Origin of the sequence: Schaalia odontolytica (assembly GCF_002847525.1) — a bacterium.
In the GTDB taxonomy this organism is placed as follows: domain Bacteria; phylum Actinomycetota; class Actinomycetes; order Actinomycetales; family Actinomycetaceae; genus Pauljensenia; species Pauljensenia odontolytica_B.
On sequence record NZ_PKKM01000002.1, the window covers coordinates 1 to 25929 of the forward strand.

Below are 25929 nucleotides of genomic sequence, written 5' to 3' on the forward strand. Positions count from 1 at the left end.
GCCTCAACCCCAGAACCACAGACACGAAAAGCCTCCCATTCCCTGGACTTCAATTTCGATGTCCAAGAAACGGGAGGCAGTTCAACAGACGAGGCCGGGGCGAAGGTCGAGACGGAGCGCTCAGCGGGTGGCGAGCAGCGCCTCCTCGGCCTCCTTGGTCCACAGGCCGGCGGCGTCGAGCTTCGCGGCAACCGTCGGCAGCTTCTCGGCCAGCTCGGACACGGGGGTCAGGCCCAGGTCGTGCATCATCGGGAAGACCATGATCTTGCCGCCCGAGGTACGGTCCATCACCGCGTTGATGGCGTCGCCGAAGCCCGCCATGCCGGTGATCGCCCACAGGGAGATCGTGGTGTCGATGATGCCAGCCTCGATCTTGCGCAGGACCGTGCGCATGTCGGAGACGTCCGAGCCGGAGGTGCCCAGCATGAAGATCTGACGCTCGATGATGCCCTGCAGGTCGAAGTCACCGAACGTGCCGGCCGGGATACCCGCGAACGCGTTCAGGATGCCACCCTCGGCCAGCAGGTCGACGGCCTGGGAGACCAGCGCCGGGACGGGCACGAGGCACGTCGCGTAGGTGTAGCCGTACTCCAGGGGCGTCGAGGAGGTGTTGACGATGTCCAGCGGCACGCCGTTCTTCTCGGCGGTCGGGCCGACAACCTTCGTCAGGTTGGCCAGGCGCTCGTCCGACAGGTCCGTGCCCACGACGCTGAGGCCGGGAACACCCGAGGTGACGGCGCGCATCGTATGCATGACGCCCATCGGGCCGGCGGCGCCGACGAAGACGCACTTGTCGTTTTCGCGCAGATCGCCGTTGACGGGGATCCAGGCGTAGCCCTCGCGCGGGTCCGAGCCGGTCGTGCCGCAGAAGCGGGTGAAGTCGTAGTGGACGCGGCCGATGTCCAGGGACACCTTACGAGAGATCTTCTCGCCGCCGAGGACGACACACATGGTGCCGCGGGTGCCGATCAGGAGCGCAGCCTTCTCGATCGCGTCGGCGTCCGAGCCGAAGAACACGATGTCGTCGAACTCACCCTCGACACCCTCGATGGCGTCGGCGGCAACGCGCACGACCTCGGCGGGCTTGTGCTCGGCGGTCAGAGCGTCGATATCGCCCTCGCCGACGACCAGCAGGCGACCACCGTCCGCGACGTGGTTACGCTCAGCCCACGCGTAGGAGCCCTCGACGGTCGCCCAGGGCTCGATGAGGCCGACGGCCGCGGCCGACGGGCCCTCCGACACATGGATGAGGAACTCTTCCCCATCCGGGGACACGACGCAGCGCTCGTCGACGACGACGAACTCCTCGAGGGCGCCGTCGAAGTTGTAGCCGAAGGCACCGTTCGACTTCGCGGTACGCAGGTGCTTCCAGTCAGCCTGAACCAGCAGACGGTCACCGACCTTGAAGTGCGTGACCTTCTCACCAACCTGCACGACGCGGACGACGGGCTCGTGGCCGGGCGTCACGGCCTCCTGGTTCGGGTGGTAGGAAGGAATGTCCTTAAGAGCATCCAGGTCGATACCCGCCACCACGTCCGACTTGCGCGGGTGGCCATCGAACTGGTGGAGCAGCTTCGTATCAGAGAAGCAAATGCCGCAGGCTTCGACCTCGAGCATGATCTGCGTCGGGCCAACGGGGTCAACGGGCTTCGCCGGGTTAACGACGAACTCTTCCTTGCCGACGATCTGAATCGCGTACTGGGTGGAGGGAATCTGGGTCATGACTGACTCTTTCACTGGAAAAACAACTGGACGTGGGAAGAAAGGACGAGGCCGGGGAGCTGGCGAGAAACCCGCTGGGATCCCCGGCCTCGTGACACTGTCAGGAGAGCATCACCTGGCCGCCCGTGACGGGCACGGCCTGGCCGGTCTCGTATTCCTGCTCAACGATGTAGAAGATCGCACGCAGAACGTCGATGCCCTGGGCGCCGCGGCGCATGGGGACCTTCGCCTCGTAGAACTCCTTGACGTCGGCGACCGTCTTGGCGCCGGGGACCTTGCCGGAGTTCAGGTACTGGACGAAGAGGCCGCGGTCCGGGTCGGACCAGAGCGGGCCGTCGTAGAAGTTGCCGGGGCAGATTGCGTTGACCTTCACGCCGTGAGCAACCATCTCGAGGGCGAAGGACTGGACCAGACCGATGCCGCCGAACTTCGAGCCCGCGTAGGCGGCGTTCTTGTTCGAGCCGACGAGGCCGGACTTGGAGTTGATCTGGATGATGTCGGTCAGCCACTCGGGGGCAGTCGAGTGCTGGCGGGCCAGGAGCTGGCCCAGGTGCTTGGTGACCAGGAAGAACGCCACGTAGTTAATGTCCGTGGACAGGCGGAACGCGGAGGCATCCTGCTCGAGGACGGAGCCGGCGCGCACGATGCCCGCGTTGGAGACGACCAGGTCGAGGCCGCCGGTGACGCGCTCAATCTCGGAGGCCATCGCGGCGACGGATTCCTCGTCGGCGACGTTGACCGTGATCGGGTGGGCGACGCCTTCGCCGCCGAGCTCGGCCGCCTTGGCGGCAGCGCCCTCACCGTTCAGGTCGGCGACGTACACGAAGCAGCCGGCATCCACCAGGCCGCGCGCGATCTCCGCGCCGAAGCCCTGGGCGCCGCCCGTCACGAGGGCGACACGACCGTTGATGGCGCGCTCACCGGTGGCGGTGGCGCGGACCTCGAAGGTCTCCTCGCCGGCGCGCACGACGACGGGAAGCTCCGTCTCCTTCAGGGAGCAGGGGCAGACCTCGGTGAGCGGGCCGTCGAAGGTGACGGTCGGCTCGGCCGAGCTGGGGGCCACGATGACCGGGCGGCCGAGGGCCTTGAGGAAAAGCCCGCGTACCTCGGGGGCGTTACTCATGATGTCTCTCTTTCTTGACGATACTCGTCAGTTAATCGAAGTGGCTCGGGCGGCAACAGCGGCGGCGTCCTCGCCGTCGGCAATCGCACGACCCAGGGGTGCGTACTGGCTGATGCGCTCGGCGAGGGCCTCGGGGGTCAGGCGACCCGTGCGGCCCAGCAGGTGCAGGGAGGGATCCACGGAGGACAGAGCCTCGTGCGCGACGAGGGCCCACGTGGCCTCGTTGAGGTCCGCGAACTCGGGGCGGCGCAGCTCCTCGCAGGTGAAGCGCTGGCGAGGCTGGTTGATGTCCACGCCCGAGATTTCGAGCATGCCGTGGGCGGCCGCGAGCGCGTGGATGCGCTCGAGCTGCTCGGGGGTGTTGCGCGGGGGCATGTAGGTGACGGCTCGCAGGCCGATCGACTCCATGTGCTCGAAGAGTTCGTCGAGGAAGTCGTCCTCGAACTTCTCGGCCTTCTTGTCGCCGGTCGGCGAGGCCGACACGTCGCCCAGGTAGGCGTAGGTGGCGATCGCGCCGACCGAGTCGGCGAACTCGACAACCTCGGCAGCGCTGGGCAGCTCGTCGGTGGGCTGGATGTAGATGCGATCCAGGTAGTTGGCCTTCAGGACGCCCAGCAGGTCGTACATGAGGTGCGGGTTGTCGGCGTCGGACAGGACGCGCGCGAGGGACTCGGGGATCTCGACGCCCATCGAGTCCAGGCCCTGGACCAGGGCGGGACCGCGGCCGAAACCGCGGATGAGGGCCGAGGCCATGGCGGCCAGCAGGTGGCGCTCGGTGATCCCGCCGCCATTGGCGTACTGGGAGATGCCGACCATGTCGGCCTGCGGGTCGAAGGGCTCCAGGCCCAGGTCGGTGAGGATCTTGTTGGCGCGCTTGGCCATGGCGAGGGTGCGCTCGAGGCGTGCGGCGCGCTTGGGGGCGAGCCACTCGGCGACCTTCTCGCGGGCCGGGGCGGGCACGCCCTGGACCGTCATGTAGGCGACGCCCTCGGAATCGGGGTTGTTGAGCTTGCGCTGCGCGAGCGGCGTGCCCTCGCCGAAGCGGGCGCGGATCTCGAAGCCGGTAACGGAACCCATGCCCAGAATGCGGGTCGCCTCGCTCATCTCAGCGGCAGCACCGATCGAGTCATGGTCGACCGAGCCAACGACACGCAGGCCGTTGCGGCGCGCCATGAGCGCGGCGTGGGTGGGCGTGTAGGGGCTGAAGGAGAAGCACGTGTGAATGTGGTTGTTTGACTCGGGCACCCAGCTCGGGAAGTGCTCGTCAGCGGCCACTGCTCGCAGCGCCTCGATGCGCTGGGCCGGGGTGGCGGCCGGGTCGTTGGTGATGTCCATGGGTTCTGCCATCTCTTCGTTGGGTGGAGAAAAAAGCTGTTGTTTCACGATTGTGGGCGAGGCCGGGGCACGGTGAGGAGGAGTGTAGCCCCGGCCTCGCGGGCTCGCGTCAGGGAGTGCGAGCCAAGGACGGGGGCGGACCGGAAAGGGGAACGGCCCGCCCCCAGCGCCTCAGAGGCCCGCGCGGTTCAGGCGCGCGATCTCGGCCTCGGTCGCGTGCTTCGTGGTGGGCACGTGGCCGGGCAGCGGGAGGACGCGCTCGTGAATCGCATCGAGGATCCAGGAGACCTGCGGGAAGAAGAACGACTCCATCTCGGGTCCGGGCGTGATGCCGTTGCGCGAAGCGACGACGGCGATCGGCGCGTCGAGCGCGTCGAAGGCCAGGGTCTGCACGTTCGCGGCGACCGTGTTGAGGAAGGAGCCACGCTCGACCGCATCCGAAGTGAGGACGAGGCGACCGGTCTTCTTCACGGAGGCGATGAGCTTGTCGTAGTTGAGCGGGGCGACGAAGCGCAGGTCGATGACCTCAGCGCTCAGGCCGTACTTCTCAGCCAGGACGTCCGCGGCCTCGAGGGCCTTGTACACGGTCGCGCCGTAGGCAGCGATCGTGATGTCGGTGCCCTCGCGGCGGATCGCCGGCTCGCCCTCTTCGGTCTCGTAGTAGCCCTCGGGCACGCCACCGGGCTCAAAGTCCTCGCCCTTGTCGTAGAGCTTCTGGCTCTCAAGGAACACGACCGGGTCAGTGCCAGCCAGGGCCAGGTTGAGCATGCCCTTGGCGTCGGTCGGGGTCGTCGGGAAGTAGACCTTCAGGCCCGGGATGTGCGCGACGAGCGCGCTCCAGTCCTGGGAGTGCTGAGCACCGTACTTCGCGCCCACGGACACGCGCAGGACGAGAGGCATCTTGAGCAGGCCGGCGCTCATCGACTGCCACTTGGCCATCTGGTTGAAGACCTCGTCACCGGAGCGGCCCAGGAAGTCGCAGTACATGAGCTCGACGACCGCGCGGCCACCGGCCATCGCGTAGCCGACGCCGGCGCCCACGATCGAGGCCTCGGCGATGGGCGAGTTGAACAGGCGGCGGTAGGGCAGGGCCTCGGTCAGGCCACGGTAGACGGCGAAGGCGCCGCCCCAGTCGCGGTTTTCCTCGCCCCATGCGGCCATCGTCGGGTCGGTCTTGAAGCGGTGCAGCATGGCCTCGAACAGGCCGTCACGGAACTGGTACATGCGCATCTTGGAGACGGGCTTGCCGTTCTCGTCGACGGAGGTACGCACCTTCTTGGCCAGCGCCTTGACGCGCGGGTTGTCCTCGAGGTCGATCTCGGGGGTCGCGTCGTCGAATGCCTCAACCTTCTCGTTGGAGAACATGACGGAGTCGATGTAGCCGTCGGCGACGCGCGGCGTGGCCTCGTCGTCGATCGAGAGCTTGAGGACCTTGACGAGCTTCTCGGTCAGCGAGGCCGTGTAGCCGTCGATCTCGTCCTGCGTGGTCAGGCCGTTGGAGATGAGCAGGTTGCTGTACTCCTTGATGCAGTCCACCTGCTCCCACAGCTCGACCTCTTCCTTCGTGCGGTACGAGGAGGCGTCCGACGGCGAGTGGCCGGAGAAGCGGTAGGTGATGGTGTCCATGAGGACGGGGCCGCGGCCCTCCTCGAGGATCTTCTTCTTGCGGGTGGTCGCATCCGCGACGGCCAGCGGGTTGAGGCCGTCGACGCGCTCGGCGTGCATGGCCTCGGGGTTGAGGGCCGCGCCCACGCGGGCGAGGATCTCGTAGCCCATGGTCTCGCCGAAGGTCTGGCCGCCCATGCCGTAGAAGTTGTTGAAGAAGTTGAACAGGATCGGCGGGTTGCCACCGTCCTCCTCGCGCCACAGCGAGCGGAACTGGTCCATGGACGCGAAGTTCATGGCCTCCCACACGGGGCCACAGGCCAGGGCGGCGTCACCGACGTTGGAGATGACGATGCCGGGCTTGCGGTTGATGCGCTTGAAGAGGGCCGCACCGTTGGCGACGGGGGCAGAGCCACCGACGATCGCATTGTTCGGGTAGGAGCCGAAGGGCAGGAAGAAGGTGTGCATCGAGCCGCCCAGGCCGCGGTTGAAGCCGGACTTGCGGGCGAAGATCTCGGCGAGGGCGCCGAAGAGGATGAAGTTCTCGGTGAGGTCCTTCGTGTCCTTGTAGTCGATCTTCTCGGCGTAGGACAGGGTCTCGCCGCCGAGGAAGCCCTTCATGATGCCCTCGAGCTGGCTCTCATCCATCTGGTGCATGGCCGAGTAGCACTTGGCGAGAATCTCGCCGTGGGAGCGGTGCGAGCCGAAGATGAAGTCATCGGGCGACAGCACGTAGCTCTGGCCGACGTAGGCGCTCTCCTGGCCGATGCCGAGGTGGGCGGGGCCGGGGTGGTTGTACTCGACGCCTTCCCAGGCGCCGGTCTTCTTGATGGAGTCCAGCATCGACTCGAAGGTGCGCACGACGATCATGTCGTGGAGCATCTGGACCATGCCCTTTTCGCCGTAGCGGGCGATCTCGGTGTCACGGTCGAAGGTGTACTGGTTGACGGGGACCTCGGGGAACTTCACGTACCCGGGGCGACGCACCTCATTGGGGTCGATGATAAGAGACTGAGTCATTTTTCTACTCTTCCTTGACGTAGGGGATGTTCGTTAGAGCTTGACGGCCCACGCGGCTTCGCGGATGACCTCGGAGACCGTGGGGTGCGGGAAGACGACCTGGCGCAGGTCCTCGACGGTCAGTTCCATCTCGAGGACGGCCTGAGCGCCCCAGATCATCTCGGCGGCGTACGCACCCAGGACGTGGATGCCCAGCACCTGGTGGGTCTTGGGGTCAACGAGGATCTTCGCCTCGCCGGGGGCCTTGAAGCCGTTCTCCGCGATGAAGCGGCCGGACATGAGGGCGGGCACCTTGGCGACGAGGACCTCGCGGCCTTCGCGCTTGGCGGCGGACTCGGTCAGACCGACGCCGGCGGCCTCGGGGATCGAGAAGACGGCCCACGGAACGGTGTGCCAGCGCATGACCTCGCCGCGCTTCTTGGCGGAGGGGTCGAGGATGTTCGCCGAGGCGATCTCCGCCATGCGGTAGGCGGCGTGCGCCAGCAGGGAGCGTCCGGTGACGTCACCGATGGCCCACACGTTGGGCAGGTTGGTGCGCATCGTGTCGTCGACGACGATGCCGCGGTTGATCTCGAGGCCGGCCTCTTCGGCGCCCCAGCCCACCGTCGCGGGACGGCGGCCAACGGCCATGAGGACCACGTCGGCCTCGACGCTCAGCTTCTCTTCTCCCTTGGAGTAGTGGACGGTGCCTCCGTCGAGGGACTCAACGCGGCAGCCCAGCTCGAAGGTCACGTCCTTCATGGCGGCGCGGGCCTTGGCGGCCAGGTCGTCGTCCATGAAGGGCAGGATCTCGGGGGCCATCTCGATGACGGTCACCTGGGAACCGAGGGTGGAGTACAGGGAGGCGAACTCGACGCCGATGACGCCGCCGCCGATGATCGCCAGGCGGGCCGGGACCTCGGGCAGCGAGAGGATGCCCGTGGAGTCGACCAGCGCGGGGTTGTCCTGGGTGCCGGGCAGCGGGGGCATGGCCGGCACGGAGCCCGTGGCGATGATGACGTGATCCGAGGTGTAGGTCGTGCCCTCGACGGTCACGCGACCGGGGGCATCGAGGTGGCCTCGTCCATTGATGACGGTCACGCCCGCCTTGCGCTCGGTGGCTGCGACGCCGGCGACCAGGCCCTTGACGACCTGATCCTTCCAGGCCTGCATCTGCGTCCAGTTGACAGCCACGCCCTCGGCGTCCACGCCGAACTGGCTGGCTTCCTTGGCGTGCAGGTAGTTCTTCGCGCCGTTGAGCAGGGTCTTGGTGGGGATGCAGCCCACGTTCAGGCAGGTGCCGCCCAGGTACTGCTCCTCGACGAGGGCGACCTTCTTGCCCGCGTGTCCGAGGCGCTCGGCGGCCAGGTAGCCGCCGGGGCCCGCACCGAGGACGATGACGTCAAAATGCGTGTCACTCATGAGTATTCCTCTTTCCTCAGGCCAGGACGGTCACGTCGATGTTTTCGATGGCGGCGACCAGGTCGCGCAGGAAGCGCGCGCCGTCCGCGCCGTCGATGACCTGGTGGTCGATCGTCAGCGACAGGTTGAGGCGCTGCTCAACGCCGATCGAGCCGTCTGCGGCCACGGTCGGGCGCGGGGTGATCGCGCCGACGCCCAGGATGGCCGTCTGGGGCAGGTTGATGACGGGGGTGAAGGTCTCGATACCGAAGGAACCGATGTTGGAGACCGTGAAGGTGCCGCCGCTCAGGAAGTCGGGCGACAGGGAGCCGTCGATCGCGCCGCCGGCGAGGCGCTTGGCCTCGTCGGAGAACGCCTTGAGGCCCAGGGCCTGCGCTGAGCGGATGACGGGGACAAGGAGGCCGCGCGGAGTGTCGCACGCGAAGCCGAGGTGGACCTGCTCGAACTCGGTGAGGACGCCGTCCTCCAGGTGAGCGTTGAACACGGGGTACTTGAGCAGGGTGCGCGACACCGCAAAGCAGACCAGGTCGTTGAGCGTGATCTTGTTCAGGCCCAGGGAGCCGTCGGCGTCCTTGACCTTCTTGCGCATCGCGAGGATGCCGGCGGCGTTGGCCGTCGTGTTGAGGGTCAGCTGGGCGGTGGAGGTCAGGGACTCCATCATGCGCTTGGCGACGACCTTGCGCACGCCCTTGAGCGGGGCGGAGGTCGAGGCGCCGGGGAAGTCGGCGGCCGCGGCGGGGGCGGCGACAGCGGCAGCGGCGGGCGCGGCCTCGGCGGTGCGGCCGGCGTCGGCGACGGACACGCGTCCACCGATGCCGGTGCCTTCGGCGGCGCTCACACCGGCGGCGCGCGCGGCGGAGGTCAGGACGGGGCCAGCGGCGATCGCGGCGGCGACGTCACGCTCGATGACGCGGCCATGGGGGCCGGAGCCCTCGGCAATAGCGGAAGCGTCGACGCCGTTCGACGCGGCGAGGGCGCGGGCACGCGGGGAGACAGCGCCGGTGGCGCGCTCGGTCGCGAAGGCGGGGGCGGCAGCCTCGGGGGCAGCGGCGGCCTGCTCTGCGGGAGCGTCGGCTTCGGCGGGGGCAGCGTCGCCACCGGGAACGAGGCCGGAGATATCCTCTCCGGGCTCACCGACGATGATGAGCGGATCCTTCACGGGGACCTCGTCGCCTTCCTCCCACAGGAGCTTCAGGACGGTACCCTCGGCGGTCGAGGGCACCTCCATGGTCGACTTGTCGGTCTCGATGGACGCGAGCGTCTGGTCGACGGAGACGGTGTCGCCTTCTGCGATCATCCACTCGACGATGATGCATGACTCAACAGAGTTGCCCAGCTGGGGCATCACCACGATGGTGGCCATGTAATTCCTCCTAGACGATGCGCAGCTTCGTGCGCTCGGCCAATTCCTTGATGGATTCTTCGGGGATCTCATCGTCGGTGATGATTCCGGTGACCTCGTCGATCCCCATGAAGCTGACAAAGCCGGCTTCCCCATACTTGGAGGAGTCAGCGAGCAGCCACGTCTCTTGTGCGCGGGTACGCATAATGGAGCCGACCTGTCCACCTTCTACAAGCTGGGTGGTCAGACCCCGATCAACGCTGAACCCGTCGGTCCCGAGGAACGCGACGCGTGCGTTGAAGTCATTGATGGCGCGCTCGGCGACCGGCCCCACGAGGGACTCGGACTCGGCGCGGAAGTGCCCACCCGTCAGCGTGATGTTCAGGTTCGGGTTGGAGCGGGCGTTAGCGAAGACGAGCACGGAGTTGGTGAGCACCTGGACTCCGCGCTTGCCGGTGAGGTACTTGACGATGAGGGCGCAGGTGGTACCGGCCTCGATCATGATGCGATCGTCATCGTGGATCATGTCGGCGGCGGCGCGAGCGATGCGCTCCTTGATTTCAACACGATCATTCTGACGCAGGTGAATGTTACGGAAGGTGGTGGGGCGTGCGCCTCCGTGCGTGCGCACGAGGTAGCCCTGCTCGTCGAGAGACTTGAGCGATGCGCGCACGGTGACGGGCGAAACGCCCAGATCGGAGGCAAGCTGCGCGACGCTCACCTCACCCTCCCGGGCGAGGCGATCCAGGATGTAGTTCGTGCGTTCTTCTGCACGTCCCATGGGGCACCTCTTCGCGGAATCAGCGACTTTCTTTGTCGCTTTCTCTTTCGTTAAGAAAAGAATAGTCACTAAAACGAAAGTATGCAACATCACGAGAAGAAGATTCACGCAGGTGCACAAGGAGCGCACAAACGTTCAGAGCAACGCCGCTCATTCTCCACAATTCAATGATATTGCAGGGATAAATGCGCTGGTGGGCGACTCTCTCGAGCCACCCACCAGCTATGAAACTACCTTCCCCACCCCGGAGCCACCATCCAGTTGAAACGAAAACGAAACGAAAGTGTTCGTCACCGATGCAACAAGACGTGCCCTGGAGCGGCAAACGGGTTTTACTCCCCGGGCTGGCGCACGCCGACCGTCAGGAGCAGGTTGCCGTACAGGCGCTGCTCGCCCGTCGCAACAATGATGCCGACATTCTCGTCGCGTGCAGCATCGTAGAAGTCCCAACGGGAGATCTCGCCGAACTCCACGCCGGGCAGAGCCGCGCGGAACTCGTCGTGGATCGGAATCTCCACCGGATCGGCGTCGGGCGCGGGGGTCATGATCTCGGCGCGCTCGATCGGAATCGTGCGCTTGAGGACGTCGAGGACCTGGCTGACATCCAGAAGACCCGGGGCAAGGTTGAGCGAAATGAGTTCGCAACGCGGGTTCACACCCGTCGTGTGCGGGTAGTTCGCATCCGCCAGCAGAATCTTCGAGCCGTGGCCGGCGGCCGCGAGCGCGCGCAGGAACTGCGGGTGCGTCATAGGTCCGTAGAGCATGAACGTGCCTTTCTTACAGGTGTGAACTGGCCCGGATGACCAGCTCGGGGTCGAGGACGATGTCCTGAGAGGGACCGCCGCCCATGAGCGAACGCACGAGGCGCACGGCCGTGCGTCCCAGGCGATCGAAGGGCTGGTGGATTGTCGTGAGCGGAGGCGCGTAGGAGTCCGCGCCATCGATGTCGTCGAAGCCGACGACTCGCACGTCGCGCGGGACCACTCCCCCGCGCTCGTAGATGTAGCGCATGGCGCCCAGAGCCAGCTGGTCGTTCGCGGTCTGGATGCCCTGGGGCAGACGGCCGGCCGCGCGCATGACGTCGTAGCCATCGCGAGAGTCCCACGAGTCGGGCTGAAGCACAACGGGCTCGATGTCGTAGGACGAGCACGCCTGCTCGTAACCAAGCCTGCGCATCTGGGCGTCCGACCAACCGGCGGGTCCCGAGACGTGAACGACGTCGGTGAGTCCCTGGGCGAGCAGGTGCTCGGTGGCCAGGCGCGCGCCGCGCACATTGTCGACAGCGACGGTCGAGATACCGTCGAGGCCTTTTTCGCTCGTCAGGACCAGGACAGTCGGGAAGCGCTTGCCGACCTCGACCGCGACGTCGATCGTCGGATCCTGGCCTCCCAGGATGATGACGCCGTCAACGTCGAAGGGAGCGAAGTCGTTGCGCAGCTGCCCGTCTGGCCCGTACGCGTAGGACAGGGACACGTGGTACCCGGCCTGCGCCGAGGCGTTGAGGATCGACAGCAGGACGCGCCCGTGTCCGTGGAACATGGGAGCAGCTAGCACGACCTGCAGGACGTTGGTGCGCTTGGCCGCGAGCGCGCGCGCCGCGTAGTTGGGTACGTAGCCCAGCTCCTCGACGAGCTTCGCGATGCGAGCCCGCGTCTTTTCCGACACCTCCGGATCACCGCGCACGACGCGCGAGACCGTGTTCGTCGAGACGCCTGCGCGCCGCGCGATGTCGGCGAGCGAGACCTTCTTAGCTGCGGGTCGGGACGTGGACATGGGTTGCTGCACTGGCTGCGATGACGGAGGCGCGATCTTCCTCGGCGAGAGCACCGATGGTTTCGAGCTGAGCCAGGAGGGAACCGAAGGTCGAGGCCTCGATGGGGCCGCGCACGACGGTCACTCCCGAGATCTGGGCGGTCAGGTCGCACAGGAGGCGGTTGCGCGCGCCGCCGCCCACGAGGTTGAGCTGGTCGGGGGCCAGTCCGGTGGCCTCGGTCAGCTCACCGATCGCACGGGCGTAGCGACGGGCGAAGGACTCAATGATGACACGCACGTAGCCGGCCATGGAGTCGGGACGTGCCGCGCCCTGGGCGTCCAGGGCCTCGTCGATCTTGCGCTGCATGTCGCCGGGGGTGGCGAAAGCTTCCTCGTCGGGGTCGAAGACGCCGGAGGCGGCGGGCAGTTCGCGTGCCTGCGCGACCAGCTCGTCGGTGTCGGTGGGCGTGCCCTCGCGCTCCCACTGGCGCTGAATCTCCTGGAGGATCCACATGCCGGTGATGTTGAAGAGCGGGCGCACTCCCCCGTCGGTGCGGCCCTCGTTCGTAATGCCCAGATCGAAGGCGGCGTCGCTCATGAGGGGCTGGTCCTCGATGGCACCGAGGACGGACCAGGAGCCGCAGGACAGGAAGTAGGCGCGCTTGCCTTCCTCGATGGGCAGACCGTGGACGGCGCACGCGGAGTCGTGGGCTCCACCGCGCACGACGGTCAGGGTTTCGAGGCCGGGAACCGTGCAGGGGCCGACGACGGTGCGGTCGGCGGAGAGTTCACCGAACCAGCCGCGCGGGATACCGAGACGGTTGAAGACCTCGTCGTTAAAGTCGCCGCCGCCCGGGGTAAGCAGGCCGGAGGTCGAGGCGATCGTGCGCGACCAGCCAACGACGCCGGTGAGGCGGTACGCAAAGTAGTCGGGCAGGAAGAGGGCAGCCGCGACACGCTGCGCGTCGGCGGGGTTTTCCTGCAGGTAGGCGAAGATCTGGTTCGCCGTGTTGATGGTGGCCGGCTGGTTGCCGGTCAGGTCGAAGAACTCGCGGTCGCCGATGCGATCACGGAAAGCGTCAAGGGTGCGGGAGGTGCGCTCGTCGCGGTAGGCAATGACGTCGCCGACGAGTTCGCCGTTCTCATCCAGGGGAGCCCAGTCCACGCCCCAGGTGTCGATGGAGACTGCGCGGGCGTCGGGGAACTGTTCGAGGGCCTTCTTCAGACCGGTGATGGTCTCGGCCTCCATGGTGGCCACGTCCCACGTCAGGGTGCCGTCTTCGCGGCGGCGGGCCTCGTGCTTGAAACGGTGGATGTCGGTGACGTCCAGGCGGCCGTCGTGCAGCGTTCCGGCGAGCACTCGTCCGGACGCGGATCCAAGGTCAACAGCAAGTACGGTGGTCATTGAAGGTCTCCTCCAGATACGCCCTGGGTCGGCGTGTCCCGTCGTTGGGTTCTCGTGCAGCTTTCCTCATCGGCGAGGCCGGGGCTGCGTCCCGGGAAAAGATCCCCTCGAGGGGGGTGGCCCCGGTCGGGCTCGGGGAGAGAGGACACCCGAGCCCGACCGGGAGTTGCATCAGCGGTACATCGGACCGAAGGTCTCGCAGGCGCGGAAGTCCGCAGCCTCGAGGGACTCGGTGCCGAACAGCGACCACGCCTTGGGACGGAACACGCGCTCCTCGGGGACGTTGTGCATGTTGACGGGGATGCGCAGCATCGACGCCAGCGTGATGAGCTGGCCACCGATGTGGCCGTAGGAGATCGCACCGTGGTTGGCGCCCCACGCGTTCATGACGTCGTAGACGCTCTTGAAGGCGCCCTCACCCGTCAGGTTCGGGACGAACCAGGTGGTGGGCCATTCAATGTTGGTGCGCTCTTCGATGATGAAGGCGACCTCGTCAGGCAGCTCGACCGTGTAGCCCTCGGCGATCTGCATGACCGGTCCGAGGCCGCGCACCAGGTTGATGCGGCACATCGTCACGGGCATCTCGCCGGAGGTACGGAAGTGGGTCGAGAAACCGCCACCACGGAAGTAGCCGGTCGACGCCGGGTGGAAGGTCGTGGCCTCGAGCGTGGCCTCGCGATCCTCCTCGGTGAACTCGTACCAGGGCTTGATGACGTTCTTGCCGTCGCGCACGGCCTTGCCGGCGCCATCCAGCGTGGTCGAGCCGGAGTTACGCAGGTCGAGCAGACCGGCGGCAGCACGGCCCTCGGGCTTCCAACCGGTGGCCTTCTCGATGGACTCAGGGCTCCAGTAGGTACGAACGTCGGAGAAGATCTGCGGCGTGTTGGTCAGCAGGTAGCCGAACAGCATCGAGGCGCCGTTGAGCGAGTCGTTCTCGGTGGCCACGACGGAGGGCTGGCGGATGCCGGTCCAGTCGAAGTTGGTGTTGAGGATGGTCTCCAGAACGTCGCCGTTGGGGAAGTGGTCGGTCCACTGACGCTGACCCTGGAAGCCGGCCGCGATGGCGCCGTGGCCACCGGCCTCTTCCTCAAAGCCCAGCTCGGCCAGGCGCGGATTGCCGTGCATGAGGTCGCGGGCGATGATCGTCATCTTGGTGACGAACTTCCACCAGTCCTCGTGCTTCTCGGGGTACTGCCACTCCGGCGGGTTCCAGTCCTTGCCCTGCTTGAAGTTCTCGCGGATCCACTGGTACGCCTTCTCGTACTCCTCGGGATCGTAGATGCCCTCTTCGATGCGGCGGGTGAACTCGGTCATATCGATGTACTCGTTGCGCATGCCGAGGTAGGAGCCGAAGAAGTCGGGGTCGACGACGGAGCCGGCGATACCCATGGAGACGGAGCCCATGGACAGGTATGCCTCGCCCTTCATCTGAGCGACGGCCAGACCGGCGGTCGCGTAGTCGAGGAGGCGGGTACGCACGTCCTCGGGGATGGAGGTGTCGTCAGCGTCCTGCACATGCTCGCCGTAGATGCCGAAGGCGGGGATACCGATCTGGGCGTGACCCGCGAGGGCGGCGGCGAGGTACACGGCGCCGGGGCGCTCGGTGCCGTTGAAGCCCCAGATGGCGTGCGGCATCGCGGGGTCCATGTCGGTGGTCTCGGTGCCGTAGCACCAGCAGGGGGTGACCGTCAGGGTCAGGCCGACGTTGTTCGCGCGGAACTTGGCGGCGCAAGCCTGGGCCTCGTGGACGCGGCCGATCGTGGTGTCAGCGATGACGACCTCGACGGGGCTGCCGTCCGGGTAGCGCAGGTTGGAGGTGAAAAGCTCGGCGACGGACTTCGCCATGTTCATGGTCTGCTCTTCGAGCGACTCACGAACGCCCTTGCGGCGGCCGTCAATAGTGGGGCGGATTCCGATGCGGGGGTGGTTTGTCATTATTCCTTCATCCCTCATGGTGACGTCGATGTCGGAGCGCGGGGGCGCTCGCCCCCTCGGATCCTGTGAACAAAAAAGTGCCGGGTCCGCGGGTCCCGCCCCACTGTCGTGGAGCGGGACCCGCGGCGGGCCACCGGGTCAGTTTGTCACTTCCCCAGCCCCGGCCTCGTGCCCGATGGAGCTATCGGCTCACTCGTACAGGTTCGCCTTGATCTCAGCGTTGTCGATGTTGGTCTTGTCGTACCACGCGAAGCCCGAGTCGATGACCTTGGGCAGCTCACCCTTGTTGATGGCGACGACAGCGGCCTTCACCGTGTAGTAGCCGATCTTCACGGGCGACTGGGTCACGGCGCCAGCCTCGGTGCCGGCCTTGATGGCGTCGATCTGGGTCTTGCCCGAGTCGAAGCCAACAACGGTGACGTCCTTGCCGGTCTCCTGCGAGCCCTGGACGATGCCGGAGGCGGCGGCCTCGTTGGAGCCGTACATGCCGACGATGTCGTCGTTGGCCTGGATGATGGCCTTGGAGGTGTCGGCAGCCTTGGTGACCTCACCGGCGATCTGCTCGTCGAGGAGCTTCAGGTCGGCGGGAGCGTTGGCCTTGAAGTACTCCTTGAAGCCCTCGCAGCGCTGCTTGCCCGTGGTGGAGGTCGCGTCGTGGCAGACCATGCCGACGGAGCCCTTCTTGCCCTTGAGGAGCTCGATCATGTGCTTGGCGGCCTCGGCGGCGGCGGCCTTGTTGTCCGTCTGGACGGTGGTGACGGGGATGTCGGACTCAACGCCGGAGTCGAAGGCGACAACCGGGATGCCCTGCTTGTTGATCTCGTCCAGCAGGTCGGCGGCAGCCTTCGAGTCGAGGGCGGCGAAGCCGATGGCGGCCGGGCCGGAGTCCAGAGCGGACTTCAGCTGGTCGGTCTGCTCGGTCACCTTGGTCTCATCCTGCGGGCCGACGAACTTGACCTGGTAGCCCAGTTCCTCACCAGCCTGCTCGGCGCCTTCCTTCACGGCCTGCCAGAAGCGGTGCTGGAAGCCCTTGGAGACGAGGTAGATGGTCTTGGTGCCGTCGCCCTTGACCGCAGCCTTCTCCCAATCCTGGGCGTTGGCGGAGGTGTCGACCTTGGTCGCACCCGAGGCCTCGCTGGGCTTGGCGTCAGAGGAGGGAGCGGAGGAGTCCGACGAGGTCGTGCAGGCAGCCAGGCCCAGGGCCATGGAGCCGACGGCAGCGGCGGCGAAGATACGTCCGATGGGGCGCATTGGTTTTCCTTTCGTGGGGTGGCGGGGCCATTCCCGCCCTTGTGGTTTGTGGACCGTCATCGGTCCACGATGGGTGAATTGAATGGGTAAGACTCAGGCGGCGTTCTCGCGAACGCGGCGGATGTTGTCGATGACGACGGCCAGGAGCAGGACGATGCCGGTGACGACGAACTGCCATTCGGCGGCGATGCCCATCATCGTCAGGCCCTTCTTGAGGGTCTCCATGATGATCGCGCCGACCAGGGCGCCGGGTATCGAGGCGCGGCCACCCGAGAGGGAGGTACCACCGATGACGGCTGCGGCGATGACGTTGAGCTCCATGCCCACACCCTCAGCAGGCTGGACGAGGCCACCACGCGAGGAGTAGAGAACGGCACCGATGGCCATGAAGGCGCCGGCAACGACGTAGATGATGATCTTCCACAGGCGGACGTTGACGCCGGAGAGGCGGGTGGCCTCCTCGTTGGAGCCGATCGCGAGCGAGTAGCGGCCGAGCAGCGTCTTGTTCATGAGGAAGGTGGCCAGGACCGTGAGGACCACGAAGATCAGAACAGCGTTTGCAACGCCGGGGATGATCTCGCCACGCGCGATGGCCTTGTAGCCGGTGTTCGCAATCGTGATCGAGGCCTTGTCCGAGATGATCAGCGCGAGGCCTCGGGCGACCATCATCATCGCGAGTGTTGCGATGAAGGGCGGCAGGCCCAGGATCGAGACGTTCAGGCCGTTGACGAGGCCGATCGCCATGCCGACCAGCAGCGTCAGCAGCAGGCCCACGCCGAGCGGCAGGTTCATCTTGTCGCCCGCCAGGAAGATACCGGCCATAACGGCCACGAGGCTCATGCCCGTACCGACGGACAGGTCAATGCCGGAGGTCGCGATGACAAAGGTCGCGCCCAGGGCCATCACGCCCGTGTAAGCCGACTGGAGAACGATGTCCAGGTAGATGTTGGGCTTCGCGAAGCCGTTGGCTGCGATGCTGAAGAACAGCAGGATGACGAACAGCGCAACCGTGACGAGCATCAGCTGCATGTTGTTCTTCAGGAAGGTCTTGAAAGGCGACGGCGCCTCCAGGCCCTTGTTGTCGACGACGGTGCTCACGCGACTTCTCCGTTCGCTTCTTCCTGGCCGACGGTGGCCAGTTCCATGATGTTTTCTTGGGTGGCGTCCTCGTTGTTGAGGGTGCCGATGATGCGGCCGTGGGCCATGACAGCGATGCGGTTAGCCAGGCGCAGAACCTCGGGCAGCTCCGAGGAAATCACGATGATGGCCTTGCCCTGCTTCGCCAGGTCCTCGAGCAGCGTGTAGATCTCATCCTTCGCGCCCACGTCGATGCCGCGCGTCGGCTCGTCGAAGATCAGGATGTCGGTATCACGTTCCAGCCACTTGGCCACGACGACCTTCTGCTGGTTACCGCCCGAGAGGCTACGCAGCTCAACGTCCACGGAGGGGGTACGGGTACGCAGCTTCGCCACGTAGTCCTTGGCAACTTCGCGCAGCTTCTTCGTCGCGACGACGGTCGCGGTGCTGAAGTGGCCCATCGCAGCCATACCCGTGTTGAAAGAGATGTCCTTGTCGAGGAGCAGGCCGTACTGCTTGCGGTCCTCGGACAGGTAGCCGATGCCGTTCTTCACGGCGTCGTTCGCGCCCTTGATGGTGACCTTCTTGCCGTGGACGTAGATATCGCCCGAGGTGTGGGGGTCAGCGCCGAACAGGGCGCGGGCGACCTCGGTGCGGCCGGCGCCGACCAGGCCCGCGAAGCCGAAGATTTCGCCCTTCTTGACCTCGAAGGACACGTCGTGAACAGCCTTGACGGTCGACAGGTGCTCGACGCGCAGGACGGCCTCGTCGGACAGCGGCTTGGTGGTGGGGCGCGCGTCCGCGGGGACCTCGCGGCCGACCATCATCTTGACGACCTCGCTCATGGGGGTCGAGGCCGTGTCCACCGTGCCGATGTACTTGCCATCGCGCAGGACCGAGATGCGGTTGGTGAGCTCGGTGAGCTCGGGCATGCGGTGCGTGATGAAGATCAGGCCGGTCGTCGGGCACACGAAGTCGCGCACCAGCTCGAACAGGGACTCAGTCTCGGTCGTGGTCAGAGGAGCCGTGGGCTCATCCATGACCAGGATCTTCGAGTCGAAGGACAGCGCACGCGCAATTTCCACCATCTGCAGGCGCGCGACCGGCAGGTCACGGCAGTAGGCGGTGGGATCGATGTCCATGTTGAGGCGCTCGAACAGCTCACGCGCATCACGAACCATCTTGCGGTCGTCGACGTATCCAAACTTGGACGTGCCGGGTCGGCCGATGTACAGGTTCTGGGCGACGGTCAGGTCAGGAACGATGTTGAGTTCCTGGTGGATGATCGACAGGCCGAGGTCACGCGCGTGCTCCGGCGACTGAATGTCGACCTTCTCTCCCTGCAGCCAGATCTCGCCGCCCGGGTCGGACTTGTGGATACCGGTGAGCACCTTCATGAGCGTGGACTTGCCCGCTCCGTTCTCACCGCAGAGACCCAAGACTTCACCGGGTCGAAGGTCGAGGTCCACGTCGGACAGCGCCTTCACACCGGGGAACGTCTTTGAGATCCCCTTTAGCTCTAGTAAGTTCGTCACTTCTCACCCCTTGGGTACCAGTAACTTCTCTGTTTCTGGAGTTTGCTCCCCCGGCTTCGTTAACGCTAACGGTCACTGTTCCGGAGGATCGCCCTCTTCGGCGTCCTCTTAAGAGTAGAGCATCACAGTGTTCCGCGCGACCCAAATGTCTGCGCATGTAATCAAATCGTAACCGAATGTCAGGACGATTCAGTCTGACATTTCCGCACCATCCTGCAGTTTTTCAATGACTGAAAGCGCGACACCGTCCAACCACTCCTGCTCCACCACGCAGTTGTTGATCAATACTTTTCCGCGTGTCGGATCGTGAGGGATCCCCTCTCGCTCCCACTCCAAAATTCCCTCACCTCGTACAGTTGTCGGGAAAGTTCCGTGAACGTTCACGACGCGCCACCACGGGACACCACCGCCCCAGTCATGCATGATCCGCCCGACGACGCGCGGACCGGTACCGACCGCACGGGCGATCATGCCGTACGTGGCTACACGCCCCTCAGGGATTTCCTCTACGACCCGCAGGACGGCCTCGACGAGTTCTTCTCTCACAGCTCTATTTTCTCCTCACCCGCACACGACGCGTCATAACGCACAGCAGTCACAACTCGATCATCTTCTCCACGGCCCACAGGACCACCTTCGGGTCTATCGGCACCACGGGCAGGTCGGTGAGCGCCACAGGCGCACACGCCCCCTCAGGCAGCTCACACCGGGGTCGGCCAGCGGTTCCCTCTTCCACTGCCACGTCTGCGCTTGTCACACCCCTCGCATGACGCGCCACCCCGGCACTGTCCGCGCGGTCCTCTTGTTCTTCCCCGGCCTCGTCCCACATAGCCGGCACGTGAGGTGGGCCGCTCGGGGGCTCCCACTCCCCCACCATCGCTTCGTCGCTGGGCGGCTGCCAGCGATCCGCTCCCGTTTCTTTCCGGTATGCGTGCCCCACCTGATACGCCATTCCACCAGCATCGAGCACGCGCAGCTCCGCACAGTTCTCAGTCCACGCCGAGTCGTAGCGCATGCAGGTGATCGCGAGCGCATGGAAGTCTGCCGCACGCAGAGCATCGCCGAGGGGCGACCCTTCCGGAGCGACGGCACCGAGCTCCGTCAGCTGTTTGTATGTCCGCCACAGAGGCCGTGACCCGATGGGCATACTTCCCCTTGAGAGCCACCGCAATCCGTCAACATCCCCCGTGCGGGGCCCGAGGCGGGTGAAACCGCGGACGAAACCAACAACTTCATCGGGAAGGATGTCGTCGACCGTCACAGTCTTACCCCGATGAATCTCAACCAGAGCACGCTGTTTATTGAGCCACACACGCATCAGGCGCGGGCGCTGCCCAGAACGTGAATGAAGTGCCCACACGTCGAGGCACAGATCCGCCCAGGTGCGCGGGCTAAGAATCTGCACCGGATCATCTATGTCCATAGGGGTGCTCAGCATCTCGTCGTAGAGATCCTGGCGAAGTGTCGCTTTTCCGAGCTGACTGGCGTGGAAACGTTTCGGGAAGGGGTCACTTGTCTGGGGAGCTCCCCACAGGCTCATGGCGGTGACGATACGCATTTCGTCGCTGGCGTCGCGGGGCATCTCATTCCAGCGCTTCCACGCTCGGGCACGAGCCTGGAGATTGTCCGGCTGCCGATCCTCCCGCTCACCCTTGCTGCGAGGAGTTGAGGGGCGCGGGATGGCTTTCTGCGCTGCTGCTTCTCGCGGGTGCCGCCGACGTTCAGCGGCTTGTCGCCTCCTGAGCCACCATGCGCCAATCCCCGAGAACACCCAATAGAGGACCACGATGATCAGCAGAATCCAGCTGGTGGACAGCTCGTGACCGAATAGCCTCATACTCCCCCGTCACAGGTACACAGCGAGAAACAAAAAGCCCCGAGTTCGAAGAACTCGGGGCATCTGCTCCTGCGACTGGATTCGAACCAGTAACCGTCCGATTAACAGTCGGATGCTCTGCCGTTGAGCTACGCAGGATTGCGACAAGAGAAGATAGTAGCAGAGACTATTCGGAACTGGCAAGCCAAATACGGGCCTCCAGCTATGCTGCGCGTCACTGGTATCCGACTTCCCCGCCTGGGGCGTTCACTCCCACGTGGGATTCCGGATGTCCAGTCCCTGCCGCCTCGCGACGCACTCGATCGCGTCGGCAAGCCACTGTGCGAAGCCAACCTGCTGCGAATCGTAGTGTTCGCGGAATCGTTCGTCGTGGATGTACCCGCGCGACATGATGTAGTGCTTGGCAGGCGTGACAGGAAAGAACTCACTGAGAGCTTCTCTATGTTCCTCAACGAGGCCGTCCGCCCTCTCGCTGTCAGGGGCGACACCATCGCGAATTGCGTCGATCATCCTGCGTTCGATGTCGTGGAATCGCTCAGAGTTCTGACGCCATTCCGCAGCGCGCCACGCGGCTGTACGCCTGCGCGATTCACGCCAGTCATCGGTATCTCCGTAGCGTTCTTCGGCCTCGTTCTGGTGAGCCGCAAAGTCGGCGTCTCCCAGGATCTTCCCGACCTCTTCCAAGGTGAGCTCGTTGTCATTCATTGCATCCTCCAACAGTGTATCCAGTGCTTCGATCATTGCGTCTGTTTCGCGACGCTGAGCAAGAAGGCTCTCTCTTTGCCTCTTGAGGTGTTCGATCTCAGAGTCTCCACAGTCGAGGAGAGCCTTGATGTCCATCAGCTTCATCCCCGTCGCCCGGTAGATGACAATCCTCTGGACACGCACGCAGTCCTCGCGCGAATAGAGCCGGTAGTTCGACCAGCTCCGCGCGGCGGGAGCGAGAAGGCCCTGTGCCTCCCAGTGGCGCAACGTTCGCACCGTCAGCGAGAATCGCTCAGCGACCTCCCCGACCGTGTAGAGAGTGGTGTCGTTACTCATGACATTGATTCTGACCCCTGACGCCGCGTCATGGTCAAGCGGAAAAAAATTCCCGTGTCGCGGTCACGTGAAAACACACCAGAGCACGCGGGCCCGCCGATCGGGCACGCAGATGTCCCTGACCTGGCAGTCTGGCGATCCGGATAGGTTACGACGATCCGGATAGGTAAATAAGCTATCCGGATGCTCATAACCTATCCAGATAGCAACAACCTATCCGTATACACAGCATGCGAGGAAGCCGTTGCACGAAGCTCCACTGCCCCCGAGTGACGACGGAGACACATAACAGAAATTCCGCATGCAATTCGATTGCATGAACTTTCAATAAAGTCCAGAAACGTTGCAATTCCAACGATGCCAATTCAAATACTGAAATAGTGACGGAGGAATTGCATGCGAAAGTGCTGGACGCACAATAGCCGCGTCAACCAGACCGTAGTGCCCGTGGGCGGTGGCAGGGCCAGGCCGCGGTGCTGGTCGGCGGCGGCAGGGCCAGGCCGCGGTGCTGGTCGGCGGCGGCAGGGCCAGGCCGCGGCGCGGACGGCTCGCGGGCGGGCCGCCGCCCACGGGCGCACCAAGCAGCCCGGGCCCTCCGGCGCCCGGAACACCAGTGGCGCCACAAGCAACAAAACGCACCCCCACGCATGCGGAAACCCCGCCCCGCAGATGCGGGACGGGGTTTCGCCCACCCAGTCGGGTGGAGAAGTCTGAACGATTCAGACGGGGAAAGTCACTTAAGGGTGACCTTGCCGCCGGCCTCTTCGATCTCAGCCTTGGCCTTCTCGGCGTCTTCCTTCTTCGCGGCGGGGAAGATGGTGGAGGGCGCGGAGTCAACCAGGTCCTTGGCTTCCTTGAGGCCCAGGCCGGCCAGGTTCTTGACGACCTTGACGACGGCGATCTTCTTGTCACCGGCGGACTCGAGGACGACCTCGAACTCGTCCTTCTCTTCGGCGGCGGGGGCGTCGGCGGCCGGGGCGGCAACGGCGACGGCTGCGGGGGCAGCGGCCTCAACGTCGAAGGTCTCCTCGAAGAGCTTCACGAAGTCGGAGAGCTCGATGAGGGTCATTTCCTTGAAAGCTGCGATGAGCTCGTCATTGGAGAGCTTAGCCATGAGTGGCATCCTTCCTAATTGGCCTGCACGAGTGCAGATTGTTGGGTAGTTTCACGCAGCCGGGGTGGCGGCGTGGAACATGGCCTGTCTCGTCAGGCCGCCTCGCCCTGCTGCTTCTCGCGCAGAGCATCGATGGTGCGCACTGCCTTGACGGGCAGAGCGTTGAATGCGAACGCCGCCTGACCAATCTTGGCCTTGAGGACGCCTGCAGCCTTGGCCAGCAGGACCTCGCGGGACTCGAGATCGGCAAGCTTCTTGACAGCCTCGGCGCTCAGCTGAGCGCCGTCCATCGCGCCGGACTTCAGCACGAGGGCGGGGTTGTCCTTAGCAAAATCACGCAGGGTCTTGGCAGCCTCAACGGGCTCGCCGGAGACGAAAGCGATGGCCGTGGGACCCTTGAGGTCCTCAGCCAGGAAGTCGAGACCGACCTCCTTGGCCGCCAGGCGCGCCAGCGTGTTCTTTGCCACGGCGTAGGTCGCGTTCTCGCCCAGGCCGCGACGCAGCTGCTTCAGCTGGCCGACGGTCAGGCCGCGGTACTCGGTCAGCAGGACAGCGTCGGCTGCGCGGAAACGCTCCACGAGCTCGGCAACTGCTGCCACCTTGTCGGACTTCGCCATGGTCCTCCTTCCAGATACGTGACCGTAGGTAAGAAAAAACCCGACACGCAGGATCGTGTCGGGCATACGCTCGATTGCAGCACAGGGCTGCTCACTCACCTGCGTTGGATTTTCCTCCACTAGTGTGGACACCAACGGTCTTCGGCACGGAACAGCTTAACAGGCCCCGCAAAGGCATGCAAGCAACGGGGCGAGCATCACAGACGAGGCCGGGGCCGGCCGCGCGCACAGTCCGCCGCTGGGCAGATGCGCGAGGCCGGCCCCACCACCAGTCAGACGAGCCTCCATCCCGCTGCCCGCGTACGCGCGTCCCAGAATGCCCGGTATTGGCCATCCGCCTGAGCGTAGAGCTGCTCGTGCGTGCCGATCTGCGCGACACGTCCAGTCTCGCTGAGGACGACGATTTGGTCGGCCGCGGTGATCGTGTCGAGCTTGTGCGCGATGACGATGAGTGTCGCGTCGCGCCGGAGGGCTGCCATGGCGTCGGTGACGCGGGATTCGTTCTCGGGGTCGAGGGCGCTCGTGGCCTCGTCGAAGAGGACGACGGGCGCGGCTTTCAGGAGCGCGCGAGCGATGGAGACGCGCTGGCGTTCGCCGCCTGACAGGGCTCGGCCGGCCTCGCCGACGGGGGTGTCCCAGCCGAGGGGCAGCCGTTCGACGATCTCGTCGACTCCGCTCAGGCGGGCCGCCTCCTCAATGTCGGCCGGGCTCGCGTCGGGGTTTCCGACGCGCACGTTCGCCTCGAGGGTGTCGTCGAAGAGGTAGACGTCCTGGAAGACGAGGGACAGCTGTGCCATGAGGTCGGCAGTGTCCCAGTCCCGAACGTCCCCATCGCCAACGAGCACACGTCCGGCGTCCACGTCGTAGAAGCGTGCGATGAGGCGCGCGATGGTGGTCTTGCCACACCCCGAGGGGCCAACGATTGCCGTCATGGTTCCGGGTTCCACGCGGAAGGACACGCCCTGCAGGACCGGATGGTCGGCCTCGTAGGAGAAGGACACGTCCTCGAGGGCAACGGACGCGCCTGACGAGGCCGGGGCCTCGTCCCTGCATCGCCCGCCGCTGTGCGTGGGCAGTTCGGGGGCGGAGAGGATGTCGTGGCTGAGGTCCAGGACGGGGCGCCGGGTCTCGAAGGCGGAGGCGAGCGCCCCGATATCGACGAGGATCTGCGTAAAGCGCAGCAGCAGGCCGATGGAGACGACTGCCTCCACCGGGCCGACGGTCCCGGCGACCGACAGCCAACCGATCGCGCAGATGAGCGTCACGACGACCGTCTGGGCAGCCATGCCGTTGACGATCTGGCCAACCGTCTCCCTCATGAGTGAGCGTCGCGCGGCCACCCCGTATGCGTCCTCAGCTCGTATGAGGGGTTCGTAGGAGGAGGAACGCCCGCACGCGCGCAGGGCACCCTGCTTGGTCGCGTATTCGACGATGCGGTGGGACAGCTCGCGAGCGGGAGGCTCTTTCAGGGAAGCCCCGGACTGCAGGCAGCGGCGTGCCACCCACACTCCTCCGCCGACGATTGGGATCGCTACCAAGCACACCACCCCGAGCACCGGCGAAAACACGGTGATGCCGACGAGCATCGTCGCCGAGGTGACAATCGCGGCGATGAGGGGCGAATACATGTGCGCGAAGATCTCGCCCAGGACCATGAGTTCGCGCGAGACGAGGCGGGATGTTTTTCCGGCCGTGTCCGCACGGAAGGAGCCGAGCGGCAGGGACGCCACCTTGTCGCCGATCGCTCGGTGCATGTTCGACAGGAAGTCGAAGGCCACCGAGTAGGAGCGCATGGCGAGCAGGTACTCGACGATAAACGAGGCGACGGCACACACGCCCAGCACAACGAGCCAGGCACGCAGGCTCATGCCCCACGCGGGATTTCCCGAGGTCAGAGCAATAGCAGCCGGGATAAAAGCAACCAGGGAGACTCCGCGCACCACGCCGACGATGCAGGACAGGACGCTCGCCTGGGCGAAGTCGGCTCGTCCCTGCTCGGAGAGGGGTTCGCGTAGCCGTGAGATGAGGCCGAACAT

Annotated in this window: 20 protein-coding genes and 1 tRNA gene; all 21 read right to left on the minus strand. The window is 65.4% G+C overall.

Going from position 1 to position 25929, the window contains the following annotated elements; translation table 11 throughout:
• Window positions 1-120: 120 nt before the first annotated feature.
• The 21 genes from CYJ22_RS01175 to CYJ22_RS01280 all read right to left on the minus strand — a co-directional run bounded on the left by CYJ22_RS01175 (window position 121) and on the right by CYJ22_RS01280 (window position 25929).
• Window positions 121-1722, minus strand: a complete 1602-nt coding sequence (locus CYJ22_RS01175) for an alcohol dehydrogenase catalytic domain-containing protein (protein WP_101600470.1) — start codon at window positions 1720-1722, stop codon at window positions 121-123.
• 100 nt (window positions 1723-1822) lie between these two features.
• On the minus strand, window positions 1823-2845 hold the full coding sequence (locus tag CYJ22_RS01180; RefSeq protein ID WP_003793873.1) for an SDR family NAD(P)-dependent oxidoreductase: 1023 nt from the start codon (window positions 2843-2845) through the stop codon (window positions 1823-1825).
• Between the two features lie 27 nt (window positions 2846-2872).
• The gene (locus CYJ22_RS01185) at window positions 2873-4192 is read right to left on the minus strand and encodes a PHP domain-containing protein (RefSeq protein WP_101600472.1); all 1320 of its coding nucleotides are present in this window, start codon (window positions 4190-4192) and stop codon (window positions 2873-2875) included.
• Between the two features lie 159 nt (window positions 4193-4351).
• Entirely contained in the window at window positions 4352-6805 is a 2454-nt protein-coding gene (locus CYJ22_RS01190) for an alpha-ketoacid dehydrogenase subunit alpha/beta (protein WP_101600474.1), read from the minus strand.
• A gap of 33 nt (window positions 6806-6838) precedes the next feature.
• Window positions 6839-8206 (minus strand): dihydrolipoyl dehydrogenase, encoded by a 1368-nt coding sequence (gene lpdA / locus CYJ22_RS01195; protein WP_101600476.1) that lies wholly within the window; start codon window positions 8204-8206, stop codon window positions 6839-6841.
• Window positions 8207-8222: 16 nt separating this feature from the next.
• Window positions 8223-9569: a dihydrolipoamide acetyltransferase family protein gene (locus tag CYJ22_RS01200; protein WP_101600478.1), complete on the minus strand. Its 1347-nt coding sequence runs from the start codon at window positions 9567-9569 to the stop codon at window positions 8223-8225.
• 10 nt (window positions 9570-9579) lie between these two features.
• Complete coding sequence (locus CYJ22_RS01205) at window positions 9580-10329, minus strand: DeoR/GlpR family DNA-binding transcription regulator (protein WP_007590149.1); 750 nt, start codon at window positions 10327-10329, stop codon at window positions 9580-9582.
• A 332-nt stretch (window positions 10330-10661) separates the two neighbouring features.
• Entirely contained in the window at window positions 10662-11093 is a 432-nt protein-coding gene (locus CYJ22_RS01210; protein WP_034467793.1) for an RbsD/FucU family protein, read from the minus strand.
• Between the two features lie 13 nt (window positions 11094-11106).
• Complete coding sequence (locus CYJ22_RS01215) at window positions 11107-12102, minus strand: LacI family DNA-binding transcriptional regulator (protein ID WP_101600741.1); 996 nt, start codon at window positions 12100-12102, stop codon at window positions 11107-11109.
• Window positions 12077-13486: a rhamnulokinase gene (locus tag CYJ22_RS01220; protein ID WP_101600480.1), complete on the minus strand. Its 1410-nt coding sequence runs from the start codon at window positions 13484-13486 to the stop codon at window positions 12077-12079. Before CYJ22_RS01220 ends, CYJ22_RS01215 begins: the two co-directional genes overlap by 26 nt.
• Before the next feature lie 171 nt (window positions 13487-13657).
• Window positions 13658-15421, minus strand: coding sequence for an L-fucose isomerase (locus tag CYJ22_RS01225; RefSeq protein ID WP_101600482.1), 1764 nt, complete (start codon window positions 15419-15421; stop codon window positions 13658-13660).
• 189 nt (window positions 15422-15610) lie between these two features.
• On the minus strand, window positions 15611-16672 hold the full coding sequence (locus CYJ22_RS01230; RefSeq protein WP_048671614.1) for an ABC transporter substrate-binding protein: 1062 nt from the start codon (window positions 16670-16672) through the stop codon (window positions 15611-15613).
• Between the two features lie 93 nt (window positions 16673-16765).
• Window positions 16766-17770 (minus strand): ABC transporter permease, encoded by a 1005-nt coding sequence (locus CYJ22_RS01235; RefSeq protein WP_048671612.1) that lies wholly within the window; start codon window positions 17768-17770, stop codon window positions 16766-16768.
• Window positions 17767-19284, minus strand: a complete 1518-nt coding sequence (locus CYJ22_RS01240) for a sugar ABC transporter ATP-binding protein (protein ID WP_101600484.1) — start codon at window positions 19282-19284, stop codon at window positions 17767-17769. The genes CYJ22_RS01235 and CYJ22_RS01240 overlap by 4 nt, the downstream gene beginning before the upstream one ends.
• A 189-nt stretch (window positions 19285-19473) precedes the next feature.
• A complete protein-coding gene (locus CYJ22_RS01245) occupies window positions 19474-19830 on the minus strand; it encodes an MGMT family protein (protein WP_101600487.1) in 357 nt (118 codons plus the stop codon).
• Between the two features lie 49 nt (window positions 19831-19879).
• The gene (locus CYJ22_RS01250) at window positions 19880-21121 is read right to left on the minus strand and encodes a hypothetical protein (protein ID WP_101600489.1); all 1242 of its coding nucleotides are present in this window, start codon (window positions 21119-21121) and stop codon (window positions 19880-19882) included.
• 66 nt (window positions 21122-21187) lie between these two features.
• Window positions 21188-21259 (minus strand) — tRNA-Asn (locus tag CYJ22_RS01255).
• A 108-nt stretch (window positions 21260-21367) separates the two neighbouring features.
• Window positions 21368-22162, minus strand: a complete 795-nt coding sequence (locus CYJ22_RS01260; protein ID WP_101600492.1) for a MerR family transcriptional regulator — start codon at window positions 22160-22162, stop codon at window positions 21368-21370.
• Window positions 22163-22895: 733 nt separating this feature from the next.
• Window positions 22896-23276, minus strand: coding sequence for a 50S ribosomal protein L7/L12 (rplL, locus tag CYJ22_RS01270; protein ID WP_003792291.1), 381 nt, complete (start codon window positions 23274-23276; stop codon window positions 22896-22898).
• A gap of 92 nt (window positions 23277-23368) precedes the next feature.
• Window positions 23369-23893 carry a 50S ribosomal protein L10 gene (rplJ, locus tag CYJ22_RS01275; protein WP_007587554.1) on the minus strand — a complete coding sequence of 175 codons (525 nt, stop codon included), beginning with the start codon at window positions 23891-23893 and terminating at the stop codon, window positions 23369-23371.
• Window positions 23894-24165: 272 nt separating this feature from the next.
• Window positions 24166-25929, minus strand: coding sequence for an ABC transporter ATP-binding protein (locus CYJ22_RS01280; RefSeq protein ID WP_101600495.1), 1764 nt, complete (start codon window positions 25927-25929; stop codon window positions 24166-24168).